Annotated in this window: 13 protein-coding genes; 3 read left to right on the forward strand and 10 right to left on the reverse strand. The window is 72.8% G+C overall.

Going from position 1 to position 16,278, the window contains the following annotated elements:
- Positions 1 to 25: 25 nt before the first annotated feature.
- Positions 26 to 1,573 carry a helix-turn-helix domain-containing protein gene (locus SD460_RS35500; protein ID WP_318307341.1) on the reverse strand — a complete coding sequence of 516 codons (1,548 nt, stop codon included), beginning with the start codon at positions 1,571 to 1,573 and terminating at the stop codon, positions 26 to 28.
- Positions 1,560 to 1,718, reverse strand: a complete 159-nt coding sequence (locus SD460_RS35505; RefSeq protein WP_290062932.1) for a hypothetical protein — start codon at positions 1,716 to 1,718, stop codon at positions 1,560 to 1,562. Before SD460_RS35505 ends, SD460_RS35500 begins: the two co-directional genes overlap by 14 nt.
- 93 nt (positions 1,719 to 1,811) lie before the next feature.
- Between SD460_RS35505 and SD460_RS35510 the strand changes: the two genes are divergently transcribed.
- Genes SD460_RS35510 through fxsT form a run of 3 tightly spaced genes read left to right on the forward strand, consistent with a single transcriptional unit; the run spans position 1,812 to position 6,396 of the window.
- Complete coding sequence (locus SD460_RS35510; RefSeq protein WP_318307342.1) at positions 1,812 to 2,546, forward strand: NUDIX hydrolase; 735 nt, start codon at positions 1,812 to 1,814, stop codon at positions 2,544 to 2,546.
- The gene (locus tag SD460_RS35515) at positions 2,543 to 3,283 is read left to right on the forward strand and encodes a 5'-methylthioadenosine/S-adenosylhomocysteine nucleosidase family protein (RefSeq protein ID WP_318307343.1); all 741 of its coding nucleotides are present in this window, start codon (positions 2,543 to 2,545) and stop codon (positions 3,281 to 3,283) included. The genes SD460_RS35510 and SD460_RS35515 overlap by 4 nt, the downstream gene beginning before the upstream one ends.
- Entirely contained in the window at positions 3,280 to 6,396 is a 3,117-nt protein-coding gene (gene fxsT / locus SD460_RS35520) for an FxSxx-COOH system tetratricopeptide repeat protein (protein ID WP_318307344.1), read from the forward strand. The genes SD460_RS35515 and fxsT overlap by 4 nt, the downstream gene beginning before the upstream one ends.
- Here the strand turns inward: fxsT and SD460_RS35525 are convergent.
- Genes SD460_RS35525 through SD460_RS35560 form a run of 8 tightly spaced genes read right to left on the reverse strand, consistent with a single transcriptional unit; the run spans position 6,380 to position 16,210 of the window.
- The gene (locus tag SD460_RS35525) at positions 6,380 to 6,991 is read right to left on the reverse strand and encodes a TetR/AcrR family transcriptional regulator (protein WP_318307345.1); all 612 of its coding nucleotides are present in this window, start codon (positions 6,989 to 6,991) and stop codon (positions 6,380 to 6,382) included. The two genes, fxsT and SD460_RS35525, sit on opposite strands and share 17 nt — an antisense overlap.
- Positions 6,988 to 7,821, reverse strand: coding sequence for an SDR family oxidoreductase (locus SD460_RS35530; RefSeq protein WP_290058747.1), 834 nt, complete (start codon positions 7,819 to 7,821; stop codon positions 6,988 to 6,990). The genes SD460_RS35525 and SD460_RS35530 overlap by 4 nt, the downstream gene beginning before the upstream one ends.
- 52 nt (positions 7,822 to 7,873) lie before the next feature.
- A complete protein-coding gene (locus SD460_RS35535) occupies positions 7,874 to 9,040 on the reverse strand; it encodes an acyl-CoA dehydrogenase family protein (RefSeq protein WP_318307346.1) in 1,167 nt (388 codons plus the stop codon).
- Complete coding sequence (locus tag SD460_RS35540) at positions 9,037 to 10,986, reverse strand: acetyl/propionyl/methylcrotonyl-CoA carboxylase subunit alpha (RefSeq protein ID WP_290058750.1); 1,950 nt, start codon at positions 10,984 to 10,986, stop codon at positions 9,037 to 9,039. Before SD460_RS35540 ends, SD460_RS35535 begins: the two co-directional genes overlap by 4 nt.
- A gap of 7 nt (positions 10,987 to 10,993) precedes the next feature.
- Positions 10,994 to 12,592, reverse strand: coding sequence for an acyl-CoA carboxylase subunit beta (locus SD460_RS35545; RefSeq protein ID WP_290058751.1), 1,599 nt, complete (start codon positions 12,590 to 12,592; stop codon positions 10,994 to 10,996).
- The gene (locus SD460_RS35550; RefSeq protein WP_290058752.1) at positions 12,589 to 13,737 is read right to left on the reverse strand and encodes an acyl-CoA dehydrogenase family protein; all 1,149 of its coding nucleotides are present in this window, start codon (positions 13,735 to 13,737) and stop codon (positions 12,589 to 12,591) included. The genes SD460_RS35545 and SD460_RS35550 overlap by 4 nt, the downstream gene beginning before the upstream one ends.
- Positions 13,734 to 15,422 (reverse strand): acyclic terpene utilization AtuA family protein, encoded by a 1,689-nt coding sequence (locus tag SD460_RS35555; RefSeq protein ID WP_290058754.1) that lies wholly within the window; start codon positions 15,420 to 15,422, stop codon positions 13,734 to 13,736. Before SD460_RS35555 ends, SD460_RS35550 begins: the two co-directional genes overlap by 4 nt.
- On the reverse strand, positions 15,419 to 16,210 hold the full coding sequence (locus SD460_RS35560) for a TIGR03084 family metal-binding protein (RefSeq protein WP_290058756.1): 792 nt from the start codon (positions 16,208 to 16,210) through the stop codon (positions 15,419 to 15,421). The genes SD460_RS35555 and SD460_RS35560 overlap by 4 nt, the downstream gene beginning before the upstream one ends.
- Between the last annotated feature and the right edge of the window lie 68 nt (positions 16,211 to 16,278).

Below are 16,278 nucleotides of genomic sequence, written 5' to 3' on the forward strand. Positions count from 1 at the left end.
CTCCTCGGTTTCGGTGCGCACAGCTTCAGCGCTCGGCGTTGTCCGGCGCCGGAACCGGCGCGGCGGCCGACAAAGGTCCGGACAACACGACGGCCGACGGGCCGCACCCCGCTTGGCCGCCACCGGGCGGGCCCGGGGCCGCGAGCACGAGCACCGCCGCGAGCACGACGAGGTGCCGTCCGTGCCGCGCCCGGCGGGCCCGGGCCTCGGCGGCGGTGCCGGCGTCGAGGTAGGCCCGCTCGTGGGTGGTGAGGTGCCGCGGGGGCCGGGCCCACGCGCGGACCGCGGCCAGGTGCGCGCCACGCGGCAGCAGGCTCGGGTCGCGGTGGTGCCGCCGCCAGGCGGTCGCCGCCCGGGTGAGTTCGCGGTGGGTGCGCCCCGGGCCGTCGGACCGGTCGCGCAGGCGCGGCCACGCGTCGAGCACCGCCTCGTGGGCGAGCCGGAGCCGGTGGGCGTCACGCACGAGCACCCGGGCCCGGACGAACCGGCCGACCACGTCGGCGGTGAGCGGGGTGTCGTCCAGCTCGTCGACGTCGACGGCCCGGAGGCCTTCGAGGGGGTCGGCGAGCCGGCGGAACAGGTCCCGCGCGACGGCCTGCCCGGCCGGGCCGAGCGCGGCGAACACGGCTTCCGCCGCAGCGGCCGGCAGCGCGCCGAACTCCCCCGCCGCCTGGAAACCCGCGAGCGTCAGGCGGTTGCCGCTGCGCCGCCGCCACGTCTCCAGCAACGCCTGCGACAGCCACGGCAACGCCCCGGCCCGCCCGTGGGCGAGCGCGACGGCCGTGGTCAGCAACGGGGTTTCGACCATGCACCGGACGCGCGCGGCCGGGCCGGTGATCGCCTGGCGCAGCTCGTCCGGGGTCATCGGCCCGACCTCGACGCGAGCCGGCGCCGCGCCGAGCAGGTCCGCGCAGCGGTCCGCGAAGTCCGCGCGCACGGCCAGCACCACCCGCGGACCGTCCGCGCGCAGTGCGGCGGCGAACCGCGCCCGGTCGTCGTCGCGGCCGGGGGTGAACAGCTCCTCGCACTGGTCGACGACGACCAGCGACGCGGCTTCGGGCACGCGGCGCAGCTCCCGCGCGGTGGTGAAGACGACCGGGCCGGTGAGCCGCAGCGCCAGCCCGGCCCGCAGCAGCGACGTCTTCCCGGAGCCGGACGCGCCGGTCACGATCACCCGCCGGTGCGTGGCGATCCGGGCGAGCAGCGTCTCGACGAGCCGGTCCCGGCCGAAGAAGAAGTCGGCGTCCTCGTGGTCGTAAGCGGCGAGCCCGCGGTAGGGCGCGGTGCCGGCGGCGGGGGCCGGGGTGGTCAGTTCGGCCGCCGTCGCGCGCCAGCGGCGTTCCCACTCGTCGCCGTCGCCGCCGCACGCCCGCACGTAGGCGAGGGTCACCGCCAGGCTCGGCAGCCGGCGCCCGCCCGCGGCGTCGGACAGCGTGGTGGCGGAGAAGTGCGCCCGCCGCGCCAGTTCGCGGTAGGACGGGTTCCCCGCGTTCTCGCGCAGCGCCCGCAGGCCGGCCGCGAACGCGGTGAGCGCGGAGCCGTCCGTTTCGAGGGGGTTCTCAGCGCGCGGCATGGCTCACCGTCGCCCCGGGCCGGCTGCTCGCGGTGGTGGCGGGCGCCTGCCACGCCGAGGCGAGGCAGAACCCGGCGGCCAGCCCGGCGAACAGGAGGACGGCGGCCAGCTTGCAGGCGAGCGAGACCGGAAGGTGCACACACATCACAGGCCCTTTTCGTCGTTTTGACACTAACTGCGCTCAGGTTAGATCGCGAGCCGACTTTGCGTCAAGCTGACATGAAGCTAGGCTTGCGGCGTGCCCCAGGACACGACATGGCAGATCCCCCAGGTCGCGGTCGCCGTCGACCTCGCGATCCTCACCGTCCGCGAAGAGCGGCTGAGCATCCTGCTCGTCGAGCGCGCGGAGGAGCCCTACCTCGGGCAGCTCGCGCTCCCCGGCGGGTTCATCGCCTCCGAAGACGAGGACATCGACGTCGCCGCGGCCCGCGAACTGGCCGAAGAGACCGGCCTGGCGGCCGAACGGCTGCATCTGGAACAGTTGCGGACCTACGGCGGTCCGGACCGTGATCCTCGGGGGAGGGTGGTGACGGTGTGCTACCTGGCGCTGGTGCCGGATCTGCCGATCCCGGCGGCGGGCGGGGACGCTCGCGCCGCCCGCTGGGAAGCCGTGAGCGACGTCGAGCGCACGGACGCGCCGGTGGCCTTCGACCACCGCGCAATCATCGCCGACGCGGTCGAGCGGGCCCGCGGCAAGCTCGAGTACACGACGCTGGCCACGGCGTTCTGCCCGGCCGAGTTCACCATCAGCGAGCTGCGGCGCGTCTACGAGATCGTCTGGGGCCGCCGCCTCGACCACCGCAACTTCCACCGCAAGATCACCGGGGTGGCCGGGTTCCTCGTGCCCACCGGCGACCGGACCGCGCGGGACGGCGGCCGGCCGGCCGCGCTCTACCGGCGGGGCCCGGCGACGGTGCTGCACCCGCCGATCCTCCGCGGGCCCAACCTCGACGCAGAAAGCGAGACGGCGTGAACGGCGTTCCGGAACCCACGATCGTGGTACTGACGGCGCTGGAGGTGGAGTACGCGGCCGTCCGCGCGCTGCTGGCCGAGCGCCGGGTGGAGACCCACCGGTCGGGCACCCGGTTCGAGGTGGGGCGTCCCCCGGGCGGCCGCGGCTCGGCCGTCCTCGCGCTGACCGGGCCGGGCAACCAGGCGGCGGCCATCCTCAGCGAGCGCGCGATCGCCGCCTACGACCCGCGGGCGCTGCTGTTCGTCGGCGTCGCCGGTGCCCTGCACGACGACCTCGAGCCCGGGGACGTCGTCGTGGGCACCAAGGTCTACGGCTACCACGGCGGCAAGGACGAGGACAGCGGCTTCCGCGCCCGGCCGCAGGCGTGGGAGATCCCGTACGAGCTCGACCAGCTCGCCCGGCACGTCGCCCGCGAAGAGCAGTGGCTCCCGGACGGACGGCGTCCGCCGGTGCACTTCCGGCCGATCGCCGCCGGGGAGGTCGTGCTCAACTCGCGCACCACCCCGCTGGCCGAACAGCTGCGCACGAACTACGACGACGCCGCCGCGATCGAGATGGAAAGCGCCGGCGTGGCCAAGGCCGGCCACCTCAACCACGGCCTGCCGGTGGCGGCCATCCGGGGCATCAGCGACAAGGCCGACGGCCACAAGCACGCCGCCGACCAGGCCGGCTGGCAGCCGGTCGCGGCGGCGAACGCGGCCGCGTTCGCCTTCGCGCTCGCCGCCGAACTCCCGTGACTCCCACGGTCGTGGTGCTGACCGCGCTGGAGGTGGAGTACACGGCGGTGCGGGCGTTGCTGGGCCACCGCCGGGTGACGACCCACCCCTCCGGCACGCGGTTCGAGGTGGGCGAGCCGGCCGGCGGCGGGGCCACGATCGTGCTCGCGCTCACCGGCCAGGGCAACCAGGGCGCCGCCGTCCTCACCGAACGCGCCATCGCCACCTTCGCGCCCAGCGCGCTGGTGTTCGCCGGCATCGCCGCGGCGCTCCACGACGACCTCGCCCCCGGGGACGTCGTCGTGGCGACGAAGGTCTACGGCTACCACGGCGGCAAGGCCGACGACGGCGGCTTCCGGACCCGGCCGCAGGCCTGGGAAATCCCGCACGAGCTCGACCAGCTCGCCCGCCACGTCGCCCGCGAAGGCGGCTGGCTCCCCGCGCCCCGGCCGCCGGTGCACTTCCGGCCGATCGCCGCCGGGGAAGTCGTCCTCGGCTCCCGCAACGCGCCGCTGGCCGAACAATTGCGCACCACCTACGACGACGCCGCCGCGATCGAGCTGGAAAGCGCCGGCGTCGCCAAAGCAGGGCACCTCAACCACTCCTTGCCGGTGCTGACCGTCCGGGGCATCGGCGACGGCGGCGCGCACGCCGCCGCGGCCGCGCACGCCGCCGCGTTCGCCGTGGCCCTCGCCGCCGAGATCCCGGCCCGGCCGGGCGGGGTCACGACCGGCGTGAACTGGCCGTACCGGGCCGGTGTGGTCCCCCTCCGCGCGGACGGCTTCCAGGACCGCGAGATCACGCTCGCCGGCACCACGGTGCTGTCGGGACTGGGCGGCGTCGGCAAGACGCAGCTGGCCGCGGACCTCGCGGAACGCGCGTGGGCCGCCCGCGAGGTCGACCTGCTGGCCTGGGTGACGGCGGAGTCGCGGGACGCGGTCCTGACGGCGTACGCGCAGCTGGCGAAGACGCTCACCGGCATCGACGACCCGGATCCCGGCCAGGGCGCGCGCCGCCTGCTGGAGTGGCTGGCCACCACCCCGAAGCGCTGGCTGCTGGTGCTGGACGACGTGCAGCACCCCGCGGACCTGCAGGGCCTCTGGCCGCCCACGACCGGGCGGGTCGTGGTCACCACCCGGCGGCGCGACGCCGCGCTCGCCGGCGACCGGCGGCGGATCGTCGACGTCGGCCAGTTCACCCCCGCGGAGTCCCGCGCCTACCTGAACCGCAAGCTCGCCGTCCGCCCGCACCTGGCCGACGACGTCGCCGGGCTGGCGGACGACCTCGGGCACCTGCCGCTGGCGCTGGCTCAAGTCGCGGCGTACGTCCTCGACCGCGAGCTCCCCTGCTCGGCGTACCGGCAGCGGTTCCGGGAGCGCAAGCTGGCCACCGTCCTGCCCGACGACCACCAGGCCACCGTGACGGCGGCGTGGGCGTTGTCGATCGCCCACGCCGACCGGCTCGAACCCGCCGGGCTGGCCGGCCCGCTGCTGCGGGCGATGAGCGTCCTCGACCCCCACGGCATCCCGTTCACCGTGCTCACCGCGCCGCCGGTCCTGGAGTTCCTGCGCAAAGCGGCCCGGCGGCGCGTGACCGCGGACGACGCCCGCGACGCACTGGGCTGCCTGCACCGGCTGAGCCTGGTGAGCCTCGATCCCGACACCGTCCGCGTCCACGCCCTCGTCCAGCGCGCGGCCCGGGACGACCTGCGCCCGAAGCAGCTCGCCCGGATCACACGGGCCGCCGCGGACGCGCTGGTGCAGTCCTGGCCGGAGGTCGAGTCCGACCGGGCACTGGCGCAAGCGTTGCGGCGCAGCACTTTCGCGCTGGAAGCCACCGGCGACGTCGAGCAGCTCTGGCGCCGCGGGTACCACGTGGCGCTGCTGCAAGCCGGGCGGAGTCTCCGCGAGAGCGGGCAGGCCGGCGCGGCGGTCACGTACTTCCGCCGGTTGTCCGGCACCGCCGCGCAGCGGCTCGGGGGCCACCACCTCGACACCTCGATCGCCCGGCACGACCTGGCGGAATCCGTGGGCGCCGCGGGCGATCCGCGGGCCGCGGTGGCCGAGCTGAGCGCGTTGCTGGCGGTCCTGGACCGCACCCCGGGGCGGACCCACCAGCTGACCTTGACCGCGCGCAGCACCTTGGCCAGGTACCTGGGTCAATCGGGGAACTTCGCCGGGGCCGCGGCGGTCTACGAAGCCCTGCTCCCGGACCTGGAACGGGTACTCGGCGCCGGGCACCAGGCGACGTCGGCCACCCGGCACAACCTGGCCGTCATGCGGGAAGGGGCCGGCGACACGGCCGGCGGGATCGCGCTGCTGGAGCAGTCCGTCCAGGAGCGGCAGCAGACCCTCGGCCCGCACCACCCCGACACCCTCACCGCGCGCGGCACGCTGGCCAGGCTGCGGGGTGACGCGGGCGACGTCGCCGGAGCGGTGGCGGAGTACGAGAGCCTGTTGCCGGAACTGGCGCGGGTGTTCGGACCCGAGCACCCCACCACCCTGATCACCCGCGGCGCGCTGGCCGAACTGCGCGCCGGCGTCGCCGAGCTCGAGCCGCTGGCGGACGATCAGCGGCGCGTGCTCGGCCCCGACCACCCCACCACGTTGAGCACCCGCCTGACGCTCGCCTGGGTCCGCGGGAGCAGCGGTGACCCGGTAGCGGCCGCGGCGGAGTGCGAAGCGGTCATCCGGGACCAGCGGCGGGTGCTGGGTCCCGATCACCCCGACACCTTCACCGCCCGGCACCACCTGGCCGCGCTGCGGGCCAGAGCAGGTGACCCGGCGGGCGCGGCGGCCGTCGTCGAGGAGCTGCTGCCGGAGCTGAGCCGCGTGTTCGGGCCGGCCAGCCCGAACGTGCTGACCACCCGCCACAACCTGGCACGCTTCCGGAGCTGGGCGGGGGATCCGGGCGGGGCGGTGGCCGCCCTCGAACAGCTGATGCCCGACCTGTACCGCGTCCTGGGGCCGGACCACCCCACCACGCTGACGGCTCGCCACACCCACGCCACCCTGCTGGGCGAGACCGGGGACGTGACCGCGCTCGAACGCCTGCTGCCGGACCTGGAGCGCGTCCTCGGGCCCGGGCACCCCGAAACCGCCGGTGCCCGCGAAGACCTCAGCCGCTTCCGGTGACCGCCAGCCGCAGTTCCAGCGTCCGCGCCCATTCGCGCACGATCTGCTTGCGCCGCCGGGTGTCGTCGGTCAGCAGGTTCGCCAGGCCCAGGCCGCGCCCCAGGTCCAGGGTGGCCTGGACCAGTTCGCGGACGCCGGGCCGGGACTCGTCGACGGCCAGCAGCTCGACCGTGACCCGGTGCGCCTCGCGGCCGACCCGGGCCTCCAGCGGCACGAGCACGTCCCGCAGTGCGTCGTCGGTCGCCGCCACCGACCACAGCTGGAGGGCCGCGCGGAACAGCGGCCCGGTGTAGAGGTTCAGCACCATCTCGACGACGCCCTCGATCCGGGACGCCCCGGACGGCAGGTCCGCGGCCTGGGCCCGCAGTTCGTCGATCTGCGACTGGCCGAGCAGGTCGACCGCCGCCACCACGAGGTCCTCGCGGGCCGGGAAGTGGTGCTGGGCCGCGCCGCGGGAAACGCCGGCGCGCTCGGCGATCCCGGCCACCGTCACGCCGTGCCAGCCGCGCTCGCCGAAGCTGTCGAGCGCGGCCTCGATCAGCCGCCGCCGCGTGGTGCGGCTGCGTTCCTGCTGGGGTTCGCGGACGCCGGTCAAGCCGGGTCCACCCAGAAGTCGAGCTGCAGGTCCTCCTCCGACCCGCCGATGCGGTACTTCGCGAAGTCGGTGACGCCTTCCGCGCGCAGCACTTCGTCGTCGAGGAAGAAGTTCCCGGTCGCTTCGGTGCTGGGCTTGGTGAGGATCGCGTACGCGGCGTCGGCCATGATCTCCGGCGTGCGGCTGCGGTCGGCGAGCTCGGCACCGACGACGTTGCGGATCGCCGCCGTGTCGATCGTGGTGCGCGGCCACAGCGAGTTGACCGCGATGCCGTCCTTCTTGAGCTCCGCGGCGAGCCCGACGGTCACCAGGCTCATCGAGTACTTCGCGATGCTGTACGCGAGGTGCCCGGCGGTGAACCACTTCTCGTCGAGGCTGATCGGCGGCGACAGCGTCAGGATGTGCGCGCCGGCCGACTTCCGGAGGTGCGGGATGGCCAGTTTGGACAGCAGGAACGTGCCGCGCGCGTTGATGTCCTGCATGAGGTCGTAGCGCTTCATGCTGACCTGCTCGGTCGGCGTCAGGTCGATCGCGCTCGCGTTGTTCACCACGATGTCGATGCCGCCGAACTGCTCGACGGTCTTCGCCACGGCCGCCGCGACCCCGTCGTCGTCGCGGACGTCGCCGAGGATCGGGAGGGCGTGCCCGCCCGCCTTCTCGATCGCTTCCGCGGCGGTGTAGATCGTGCCGGGCAGCTTCGGGTGCGGCTCGGCGGTCTTGGCCAGCAGAGCGACGTTGGCCCCGTCGGCGGCGGCCCGGAGCGCGATCGCTTCACCGATGCCCCGGCTACCACCGGACATGATGATGGTCTTGCCACCCAATCCAGCCATGTGAAACCTCCGTGAAGAAGCGCATCTTTCCTAGGGAAAGTGGCGCCTGGGATCAGTAGGACTTGGGCAGGCCGAGGCTGTGCTGGCCGACGAAGTTGAGCACCATCTCGCGGCTGACCGGGGCGATCCGGCCCAAGCGCACCGCCGTCACCAGCGTGCCGAGGCCGTACTCGGTGGCGAGGCCGTTGCCGCCGTGGGTCTGCACGGCCTGGTCGGTCGCGCGGATGGCCACCTCGGCGGCGGCGTACTTGGCCATGTTGGCCGACTCGCCCGCGCCGAAGTCGTCGCCGGAGTCGTAGAGCGACGCCGCTTTCTGCGTCATCAGCTTCGCCAGTTCGAGCTCGATCTTGATCTCGGACAGCGGGTGCGCCAGACCCTGGTGGGCGCCGATCGGAGTGCCCCAGACCTGCCGCTGGTTGGCGTAGGAGACGGCCTTGGCCAGCGCGTACCGGGCGATGCCGAGCGAGAACGACGCGCCCATGATGCGTTCGGGGTTGAGGCCCGCGAACAGCTGCGCGATCGCCGCGTCCTCCTCGCCGACCAGTGCCTCGGCCGGGAGCTTGACGTCGTCGAGGAACAGCGAGAACTGGTTCTCCGGCGCGATGATGTCCATCGGGATCTTCGTGTACTCGAAGCCCTCGGTCCCGGTCGGCAGGATGAACAGCGCGGGCTTGAGCCGGCCGGTCTTCGAGTCCTCCATGCGCCCGACGACGAGCACGGCGTCGGCCTCGTCGACGCCGGAGATGTAGACCTTGCGTCCACTGAGGACCCAGCCGTCGCCGTCGCGCTTCGCGGTGGTGGTGATCTTGTGCGAGTTCGACCCGGCGTCCGGCTCGGTGATCGCGAAGACCATCCGCTTGGTGCCGTCGGCGATGCCGGGCAGCCACTGCTTCTTCTGGTCTTCGGTGCCGAAGCGGGAGATCACGGTGCCGCAGATCGCCGGCGAGACGACCATGAGCAGCAGCGGCGAACCGGCGGCGGCCAGCTCTTCCAGCACCGCGGCGAGGTCGGCGATGCCCGCGCCCCCGCCGCCGTACTCCTCGGGGATGTTGACGCCGAGGTAGCCCAGCCGGCCGGCCTCGTCCCACAGCTCGTGGGTCTTTTCGTCGGCACGGGCCTTCTTCGCGTAGTACTCGTGCCCGTACTTGGCGCCGAGCTCGGCGACGGCCTTCCGGAGCGCGATCCGCTCTTCCGGCTCGATGAAGTTCATCGCGTTCATGCTTCTTCTCCCACCACAGCCAGAATTGTGCCGACTTCGACCTGTTGCCCGACGGTCACCGGCAGTTCGGTCACCACGCCGTCCGCGGGGGCCGCGATCCGGTGTTCCATCTTCATCGCTTCGAGCCACAGCAACGGATCGCCCGCCTTGACCGGGTCACCGGCCTGCACGGCGAGCCGCACGACCGTGCCCGGCATCGGCGCGACCAGCGAACCCGCCGCCAGCGCCGCGTCCGGGTCGGCGAACCGCGGCTCCGCCTTGAGCGCCACCGAGCCGAGCGCGGAGTCCACGTAGGACACCCCGTCGTGGCGGGTGACGACGAAGGTGCGCCGCACCCCGTTCACCTCGAGCACGACCCGGCCGGGCTCGGCGGTGACCAGCCCGGCTTCGTAGCCGTCGGCTTTCAGCCCGTCCCTCGTGAGGGAGTAGCCGACTTCGTACTCGCGGCCGGCGACGGTGAAGACCTTGCGCTGCCCGGCCGAGCGGACGTTGCGCCAGCCGCTGGGCAGCCTGCGCTGCGTGGTCGCCGACGCCCGGTTGCCCGCCGCGTCCGCGAGGGCGGCGGCCAGCGCGGAGAGCCGCTCGGTGTCCACAGTGGCCAGGGGCGCGGCGAGGGTGTCGAGGCCGTGGCGGTCGAAGAACGCCGTATCGGTCTCCCCGGCCAGGAAAGCTTCGTGGCGCAGGATGTTCACCAGGAGGTCACGGTTGGTGACGACCCCGTGGATCTTCGCCGCGGCGAGGGCCTTCGCGAGCCGCCGGGCGGCTTCGGCGCGGGTCGGGGCCCAGGTGATGACCTTGGCGAGCATCGGGTCGTAGTGGACGCCCACCACGGAACCGCTCTCGAACCCGGAGTCGAGCCGGAGCCCGGCACCCTGGGTGAACGCACGGTCCACATCGGGCACTTCGAACGTGTGCAGCGTGCCGCTCTGCGGCTGCCAGCCCGCCGCGGGGTCCTCGGCGTAGAGCCGGACCTCGATGGAGTGCCCGACGGTCGGCGGCGGGTCGGCGGGCAGCCGCTCACCCTCGGCGATCCGCAGCTGCAGCGCGACCAGGTCCAGGCCGGTGACGTTCTCGGTGACCGGGTGCTCGACCTGCAGCCGGGTGTTCATCTCGAGGAAGTAGAACCGGCCGTCGGGCCCGGCGAGGAACTCGACCGTGCCCGCGCCGACGTAGTCGATCGCCTTGGCGGCCTTGCGCGCGGCGTCGAACAGCTCTGCACGCATCGCTTCGTCGACAAACGGCGAGGGCGACTCTTCGACGACCTTCTGGTGGCGGCGCTGGATCGAGCACTCCCGCTCCCCCACCGCCCACACCGTGCCGTGCTGGTCGGCCAGCACCTGGACCTCGATGTGCCGCCCGGTCTCCAGGTACCGCTCGCAGAACACCGTCGGGTCGCCGAACGCGGACCCGGCCTCCGCACTGGCGCCTTCGACCGCCTCGGCCAGCTCGTCGAGCGAGCGGACCACGCGCATCCCGCGTCCGCCACCGCCGGCGGACGCCTTGACCAGCAACGGCAAGTCGTCGGCAGTCACGGACGCGGGGTCCAGTTCGGACAGCACCGGGACACCCGCGGCGGCCATCAGCCGCTTGGACTCCACTTTGGAGCCCATGGTCTCGATGGCCTCCGGCGGCGGCCCGACCCAGGTCAGCCCGGCGTCGAGCACGGCCCGCGCGAAGGCGGCGTTCTCGGACAGGAAGCCGTAGCCGGGGTGGACGGCGTCGGCACCGGTGTCGGCCGCGGCCTTCACCAGCAGTTCCGCGCGCAGGTACGTCTCCGAAGGCGCGTTGCCGGGCAGGCGGACGGCCGCGTCGGCTTCCAGCGCGTGGGGTGCGGCGGCATCGGCGTCGGAAAACACCGCCACCGTGCCGATCCCGGCGTCACGGCAACTGCGGAAGACCCGGCGGGCGATCTCGCCGCGGTTGGCGACCAGCAGGTTCTGGATCATCGCTCACTCACATCCGGAAGACGCCGAAGCCCTCGGCGCCCTTCACTGGTCCATTGTGGATCGCCGACAGGCTCAGCCCCAGCACGGTGCGGGTGTCGCGCGGGTCGATGATGCCGTCGTCGTAGAGCATGCCGGAGAGGAACATCGGCATCGACTCGGCCTCGATCTGGCCTTCCACCATGGCGCGCATGGCCTTGTCGTGCTCCTCGTTGTACTCCTGGCCGCGGCTTTCGGCGGCCGCTCGGGCCACAATGGACAGCACGCCGGCCAGCTGCGCCGGTCCCATCACCGCGGACTTCGCGCTCGGCCACGCGAACAGGAAGCGCGGATCGTAGGCGCGGCCGCACATGCCGTAGTGCCCGGCGCCGTAGGACGCTCCCATGAGGACGGACAGGTGCGGCACCTTGGAGTTCGACACGGCGTTGATCATCATCGCGCCGTGCTTGATGATGCCGCTCTGCTCGTACTCCTTGCCGACCATGTAGCCGGTCGTGTTGTGCAGGAACACCAGCGGCGTGTGGATCTGGTTGGCCAGCTGGATGAACTGCGCGGCCTTCTGCGACTCCTCGCCGAACAGCACGCCCTGCGCGTTGGCCAGGACGCCGACCGGGTAGCCGTGGATGCTCGCCCAGCCCGTCACCAGCGAAGACCCGTACAGCGGCTTGAACTCGTCGAAGTCGGAGCCGTCGACCACCCGGGCGATGACCTCGCGCGGGTCGAACGGCACCTTGAGGTCGGTCGGCACGATGCCGAGCAGGTCCTCGGTGTCGTACAGCGGCTCGGCGTAGTCCGGCTTCGGTGTCGGGCCCTGCTTGGTCCAGTTGAGCCGCTTGATGATGTTGCGGCCCAAGCGGATCGCGTCCTGCTCGTCGACGGCCAGGTAGTCGGCCAGGCCGGACGTCCGCGCGTGCATCTCGGCGCCGCCGAGCGACTCGTCGTCGGACTCCTCGCCGGTGGCCATCTTGACCAGCGGCGGCCCGCCGAGGAACACCTTCGCGCGTTCTTTGACCATCACGACGTAGTCCGACATGCCCGGCAGGTACGCCCCGCCGGCGGTGGAGTTGCCGAAGACCAGCGCGACCGTCGGGCAGCCCGCGGCCGAAGCCCGCGTGATGTCGCGGAAGATCCGGCCGCCGGGGATGAAGATCTCCTTCTGCGTCGGCAGGTCCGCGCCACCGGACTCGACGAGGTTGATCGACGGCAGCCGGTTCTGCGCGGCGATGTCTGCCGCCCGGAAGGACTTCTTCGTCGTCCAGGGGTTGCTCGCGCCGCCCTTGACCGTCGGGTCGCTGGCCGAGATCAGGCACTCGACGCCTTCGACGACGCCGATGCCGGTCACCAGGCTGGCGCCGACGCGGTAGTCGGTGCCCCAGGCCGCCAGCGGCGAGAGCTCCAGGAACGGCGAGTCCTCGTCGAGCAGCAGCTCGATCCGCTCCCGCGCGAGGAGCTTGCCGCGCTTGCGGTGGCGTTCGACGTACTTCTCGCCGCCGCCGGCCACGGCCTTCGCCTGCTCGGTGTCGATCTCGGCGAGCTTCTCCAGCATCGCCTCGCGGTTCGCGCCGAAGTCGGCGGCCCGCGTGTCCACTGTGGACCTCAGGGTTGTCACGAGGTGTATCCCAATCGCTTCGCGGCCAGGCCGGTGAGGATCTCGGTGGTGCCGCCGCCGATGCCGAGGATCCGGACGTCGCGGTAGTGGCGCTCCACTTCGGACTCGCGCATGTAGCCGAGCCCGCCGTGCAGCTGGACGGCCTCGTTGACCACCCATTCGGCGGCCTCGACGGCGGTGTTCTTGGCGAAACAGGCTTCGGCGATGACTTCCTCGCCCGAGACGTGCCGGATCGCGGCCTGCCGGGTGTAGGTCCGCGCCACGTCCACCTTGCGCGCCATCTCGGTGAGCTTGTGCTGCACGACCTGCCGCGAGATGAGCGGGCGGCCGAACGTCTCGCGCAGCCGGCACCAGTCCAGGGTCAGGTCGAGGGCCCGCTGGGCGTGCGCGTACGCCTGCACGGCCAGCGAAAGCCGTTCGGTGACGAACTGGGTGGCGACCTGCGCGAAGCCGCTGTTCTCGGCGCCCACCAGGTTCTCCACCGGCACCCGGACGTCCACGTAGGACAGTTCGGCGGTGTCCGAGCAGAGCCAGCCCATCTTTTCGAGCTTGCGGGAAACGGTGAACCCGGGCGTCCCGCGTTCGACGACGATCAGCGAGAGCCCGTGGGCGCCGTCGCCCCCGGTGCGCACCACGGTCGTCACGAAGTCCGCGCGGCAGCCGGAGGTGATGTAGGTCTTGGCGCCGTTGATGACGTACTCGTCGCCCTCGCGGACCGCGGTGGTCCGGATCCCGGCGACGTCGGAGCCGCCGTCCGGCTCGGTCACCGCCAGGGAGCCGATCTTGTCCCCGGCGAGCGTCGGGCGGACCCAGCGTTCGATCTGCACGGGATCGTTCGCCTCGGCGATGTGCGGGACGGCGATGCCGCAGGTGAACAGCGACGCGAACAGCCCGCCGGAGCCGCCGGCGTAGTGCATCTCCTCGGCGACGACCAGCGCGTCGAGGTAGTTGCCGTCGCCCCCGCCGATCTCCTCGGGGAAGGCGACGCCGAGCAGGCCCAGCTCACCGGCTTTGCGGTGCAGGTCCCGGGGCAGTTCGCCGGCCCGCTCCCAGTCGTCGAGGTGCGGCAGGACCTCCTGCTCGACGAACTTGCGGACGGTCTTGCGCAGCTCGGCCCGTTCGGGCGTCCGGAAGGGGTCGGTCACAGGAGCACCTCCGGGACGTCGATCTCACGCGACCGCAGCCATTCGCCGAAGGCCTTGGCCTGCGGGTCGAACCGCGCCTGCGACGCGACCCCCTGCCCGAGGATGCCTTCGACGACGAAGTTCATCGCCCGCAGGTTCGGCAGCAGGTAGCGCGTCACCGGCAGGTCGGCGGTTTCGGGCAGCAGGAGCTTGAACTCGGTGACGGTCAGCCGGTGCACGAGCCAGCGCCACGCTTCTTCGGAGCGCACCCAGACGCCGAGGTTGGCGTTGCCGCCCTTGTCGCCGCTGCGGGCGCCGGCGATCGTGCCGAGCGGCACCCGGCGGACCGGGCCGTGGCCGAGGGGTTCGGGCAGCGCGGGCTCGTCCACTTCGGACAAGTCCCGAGTGGACGCCGAAGGTGCTATGTCGACACGCATGCCGTCCGGCAGCACGGCGACGTGCGGGACCTCGGCAGCGTCCACATAGGCCGCGGTGTAGACGCCGAAGGGGGAGGCGTCCGAAGGCGGTGCGGTGACGTGGAAGCCCGGGTAGCTGGCCAGCGCCAGCTCCACGGCGGCCCCGGTGAACGCGCGCCCGGCCACCTTCGGGTCGGCGTCCTTGACGGCGACGTGCAGGAGCGCGCTCGCGGTCTGCTCGGTGTCGGCGTCGGCGTGGTCGGTGCGGGCGAGTGTCCACTTGACCTCGGCGGGGGGCCGGTCCTTGAGCGCTCCTTCGAGTTGTTCCTTCACCAGCGCGGCTTTCGCCTCGATGTCGAGTCCGGTGAGGACGAACGTCGTCTCGTTGCGGAACCCGCCGAGGGTGTTGAGCGCGACCTTCAGCGTCGGCGGCGGAGCTTCCCCCCGGACGCCCGAAATGCGCACGCGATCGGGTCCGTCTTCGGTCAGCGAGAGCGTGTCGAACCGGGTCGTGACGTCCGGCCCGGCGTACCGCGCGCCGGTGATCTCGTAGAGCAGCTGCGCGGTGACCGTCCCGGCGTTCACCACTCCCCCGGTGCCCGGGTGCTTGGTGATGACGCTGGAGCCGTCGGCCTCGATCTCGGCGATCGGGAAGCCCGGCACCCCCAGGGAATGCTCGGTGAAGAAGGCGTAGTTGCCGCCGGTGGCCTGCGCGCCGCACTCGATGACGTGCCCGGCGGCGACCGCGCCGGCGAGGGCGTCGAAGTCGTCGCGGGCCCAGCCGTAGTGCGCGGCGGCCGGGCCGACGATCACCGAGGCGTCGGTGACTCGCCCGGTGACGACGACGTCCGCGCCCGCGTTCAGGCACTCGACGATGCCCCAGGCACCGAGATAAGCGTTGGCGGTCAACGGTTTCCCGAGACCGAGCTCGTCCGCGCGGGCGACCAGGTCGTCGCCTTCGACGTGCGCGATCTTGACGTCGAGCCCCAGCTTCGCGGCCAGCTCCCGCAGGGCGTCCGCGAGCCCGGCCGGGTTGAGCCCGCCCGCGTTGGCGACGATCTTGACGCCCTTTTCCCGCGCCAGCCCGAGGTTTTCCTCCATCTGGCGGAGAAACGTCTTGGCGTAGCCGCGATTGGCGTCCTTCATCCGGTCGCGGCCGAGGATGAGCATGGTCAGCTCGGCGAGGTAGTCGCCGGTCAGGACGTCGAGCGGTCCGCCGGTGAGCATCTCGCGGACCGCGGAGAACCGGTCGCCGTAGAAGCCGGACGCGTTGCCGATGCGGTAGGTCATGCGAACTGCCCTGGCTTCCGGCCCGCACCGGGCGGACCGGCGAAGGCCTGCGCGACGGTCAGCCACTCTTCGACGTCGGCGCCGTCCGCCACCAGATCGGTGTCGGCCGGGTGCCGCCGCTGGGTGACGACCAGGCAGAAGTCCACGGCGCTGCCGGTGAGCTTCTGCTCGGCGTCCTCCGGGCCGAACGCCCAGGGGGAGCCGTCGGGTGCGGTCAGCTCGACGCGGAACTCCTCGGCCGGCGGCGCGAGCGAGTGGGCCAGGTAGGCGAAGTCGCGGGTGCGCGTGCCGAAGCGGGCGATGTGCCACAGCCGCGCGGTGGGCTCGCGGGTCAGGCCGAGCGCGTCGAAGACGTCCTGGCCGTGGGCCCAGGTCTCCATCATGCGCGCGGTCGCCATCGAGGCCGCGCTCATCGGCGGGCCGTACCAGGGCAGCTTCTGCCCGGCCGGCACCGCGGCGAGGGCTTCGGCAAGCGCGGCCCGCCCGGAACGCCAGTCTTCGAGGATCTCCCGCGGCGGGCGCTCGGCCCCGGCCGCGGCGCCGTCGTCGACGTAGGTCTCCCCGGCCTTGAGGAGCTCTTCGACCTCGGCCTGCCACTTCTCCGGGTGGGCCGCGGCGATCAAGGCCTTGCGGTCGGTCCAGGCCAGGTGCGCGATCTGGTGCGCGATCGTCCACCCCTCGGCGGGTGTCGCCCGCGCCCAGTCCGACGCGGGCAGGTCCGCCACCACGTCGTCGATCGCCAGTGATTCCGCGTCGAGATCCCCGAGGATCACGCCGAGGTCCGCCATCCGCCGCCTCCTTGCGTCCTGGCGCCCAGCGTGGCACCGGCCGCCGGAAAAATCAAGCGCGCCTGATT

This window comes from Amycolatopsis solani, from assembly GCF_033441515.1.
Taxonomy (GTDB): domain Bacteria; phylum Actinomycetota; class Actinomycetes; order Mycobacteriales; family Pseudonocardiaceae; genus Amycolatopsis; species Amycolatopsis solani.

What these genes read in the sequence shown, in the direction of transcription:
- SD460_RS35500 (WP_318307341.1), bottom strand. Translation starts at nt 1,573, where the DNA reads ATGCCGCGCGCTGAGAACCCCCTCGAAACGGACGGCTCCGCGCTCACC.
- SD460_RS35505 (WP_290062932.1), bottom strand. Translation starts at nt 1,718, where the DNA reads ATGTGTGTGCACCTTCCGGTCTCGCTCGCCTGCAAGCTGGCCGCCGTC.
- SD460_RS35530 (WP_290058747.1), bottom strand. Translation starts at nt 7,821, where the DNA reads ATGGCTGGATTGGGTGGCAAGACCATCATCATGTCCGGTGGTAGCCGG.
- SD460_RS35535 (WP_318307346.1), bottom strand. Translation starts at nt 9,040, where the DNA reads ATGAACGCGATGAACTTCATCGAGCCGGAAGAGCGGATCGCGCTCCGG.
- SD460_RS35540 (WP_290058750.1), bottom strand. Translation starts at nt 10,986, where the DNA reads ATGATCCAGAACCTGCTGGTCGCCAACCGCGGCGAGATCGCCCGCCGG.
- SD460_RS35555 (WP_290058754.1), bottom strand. Translation starts at nt 15,422, where the DNA reads ATGACCTACCGCATCGGCAACGCGTCCGGCTTCTACGGCGACCGGTTC.
- SD460_RS35560 (WP_290058756.1), bottom strand. Translation starts at nt 16,210, where the DNA reads ATGGCGGACCTCGGCGTGATCCTCGGGGATCTCGACGCGGAATCACTG.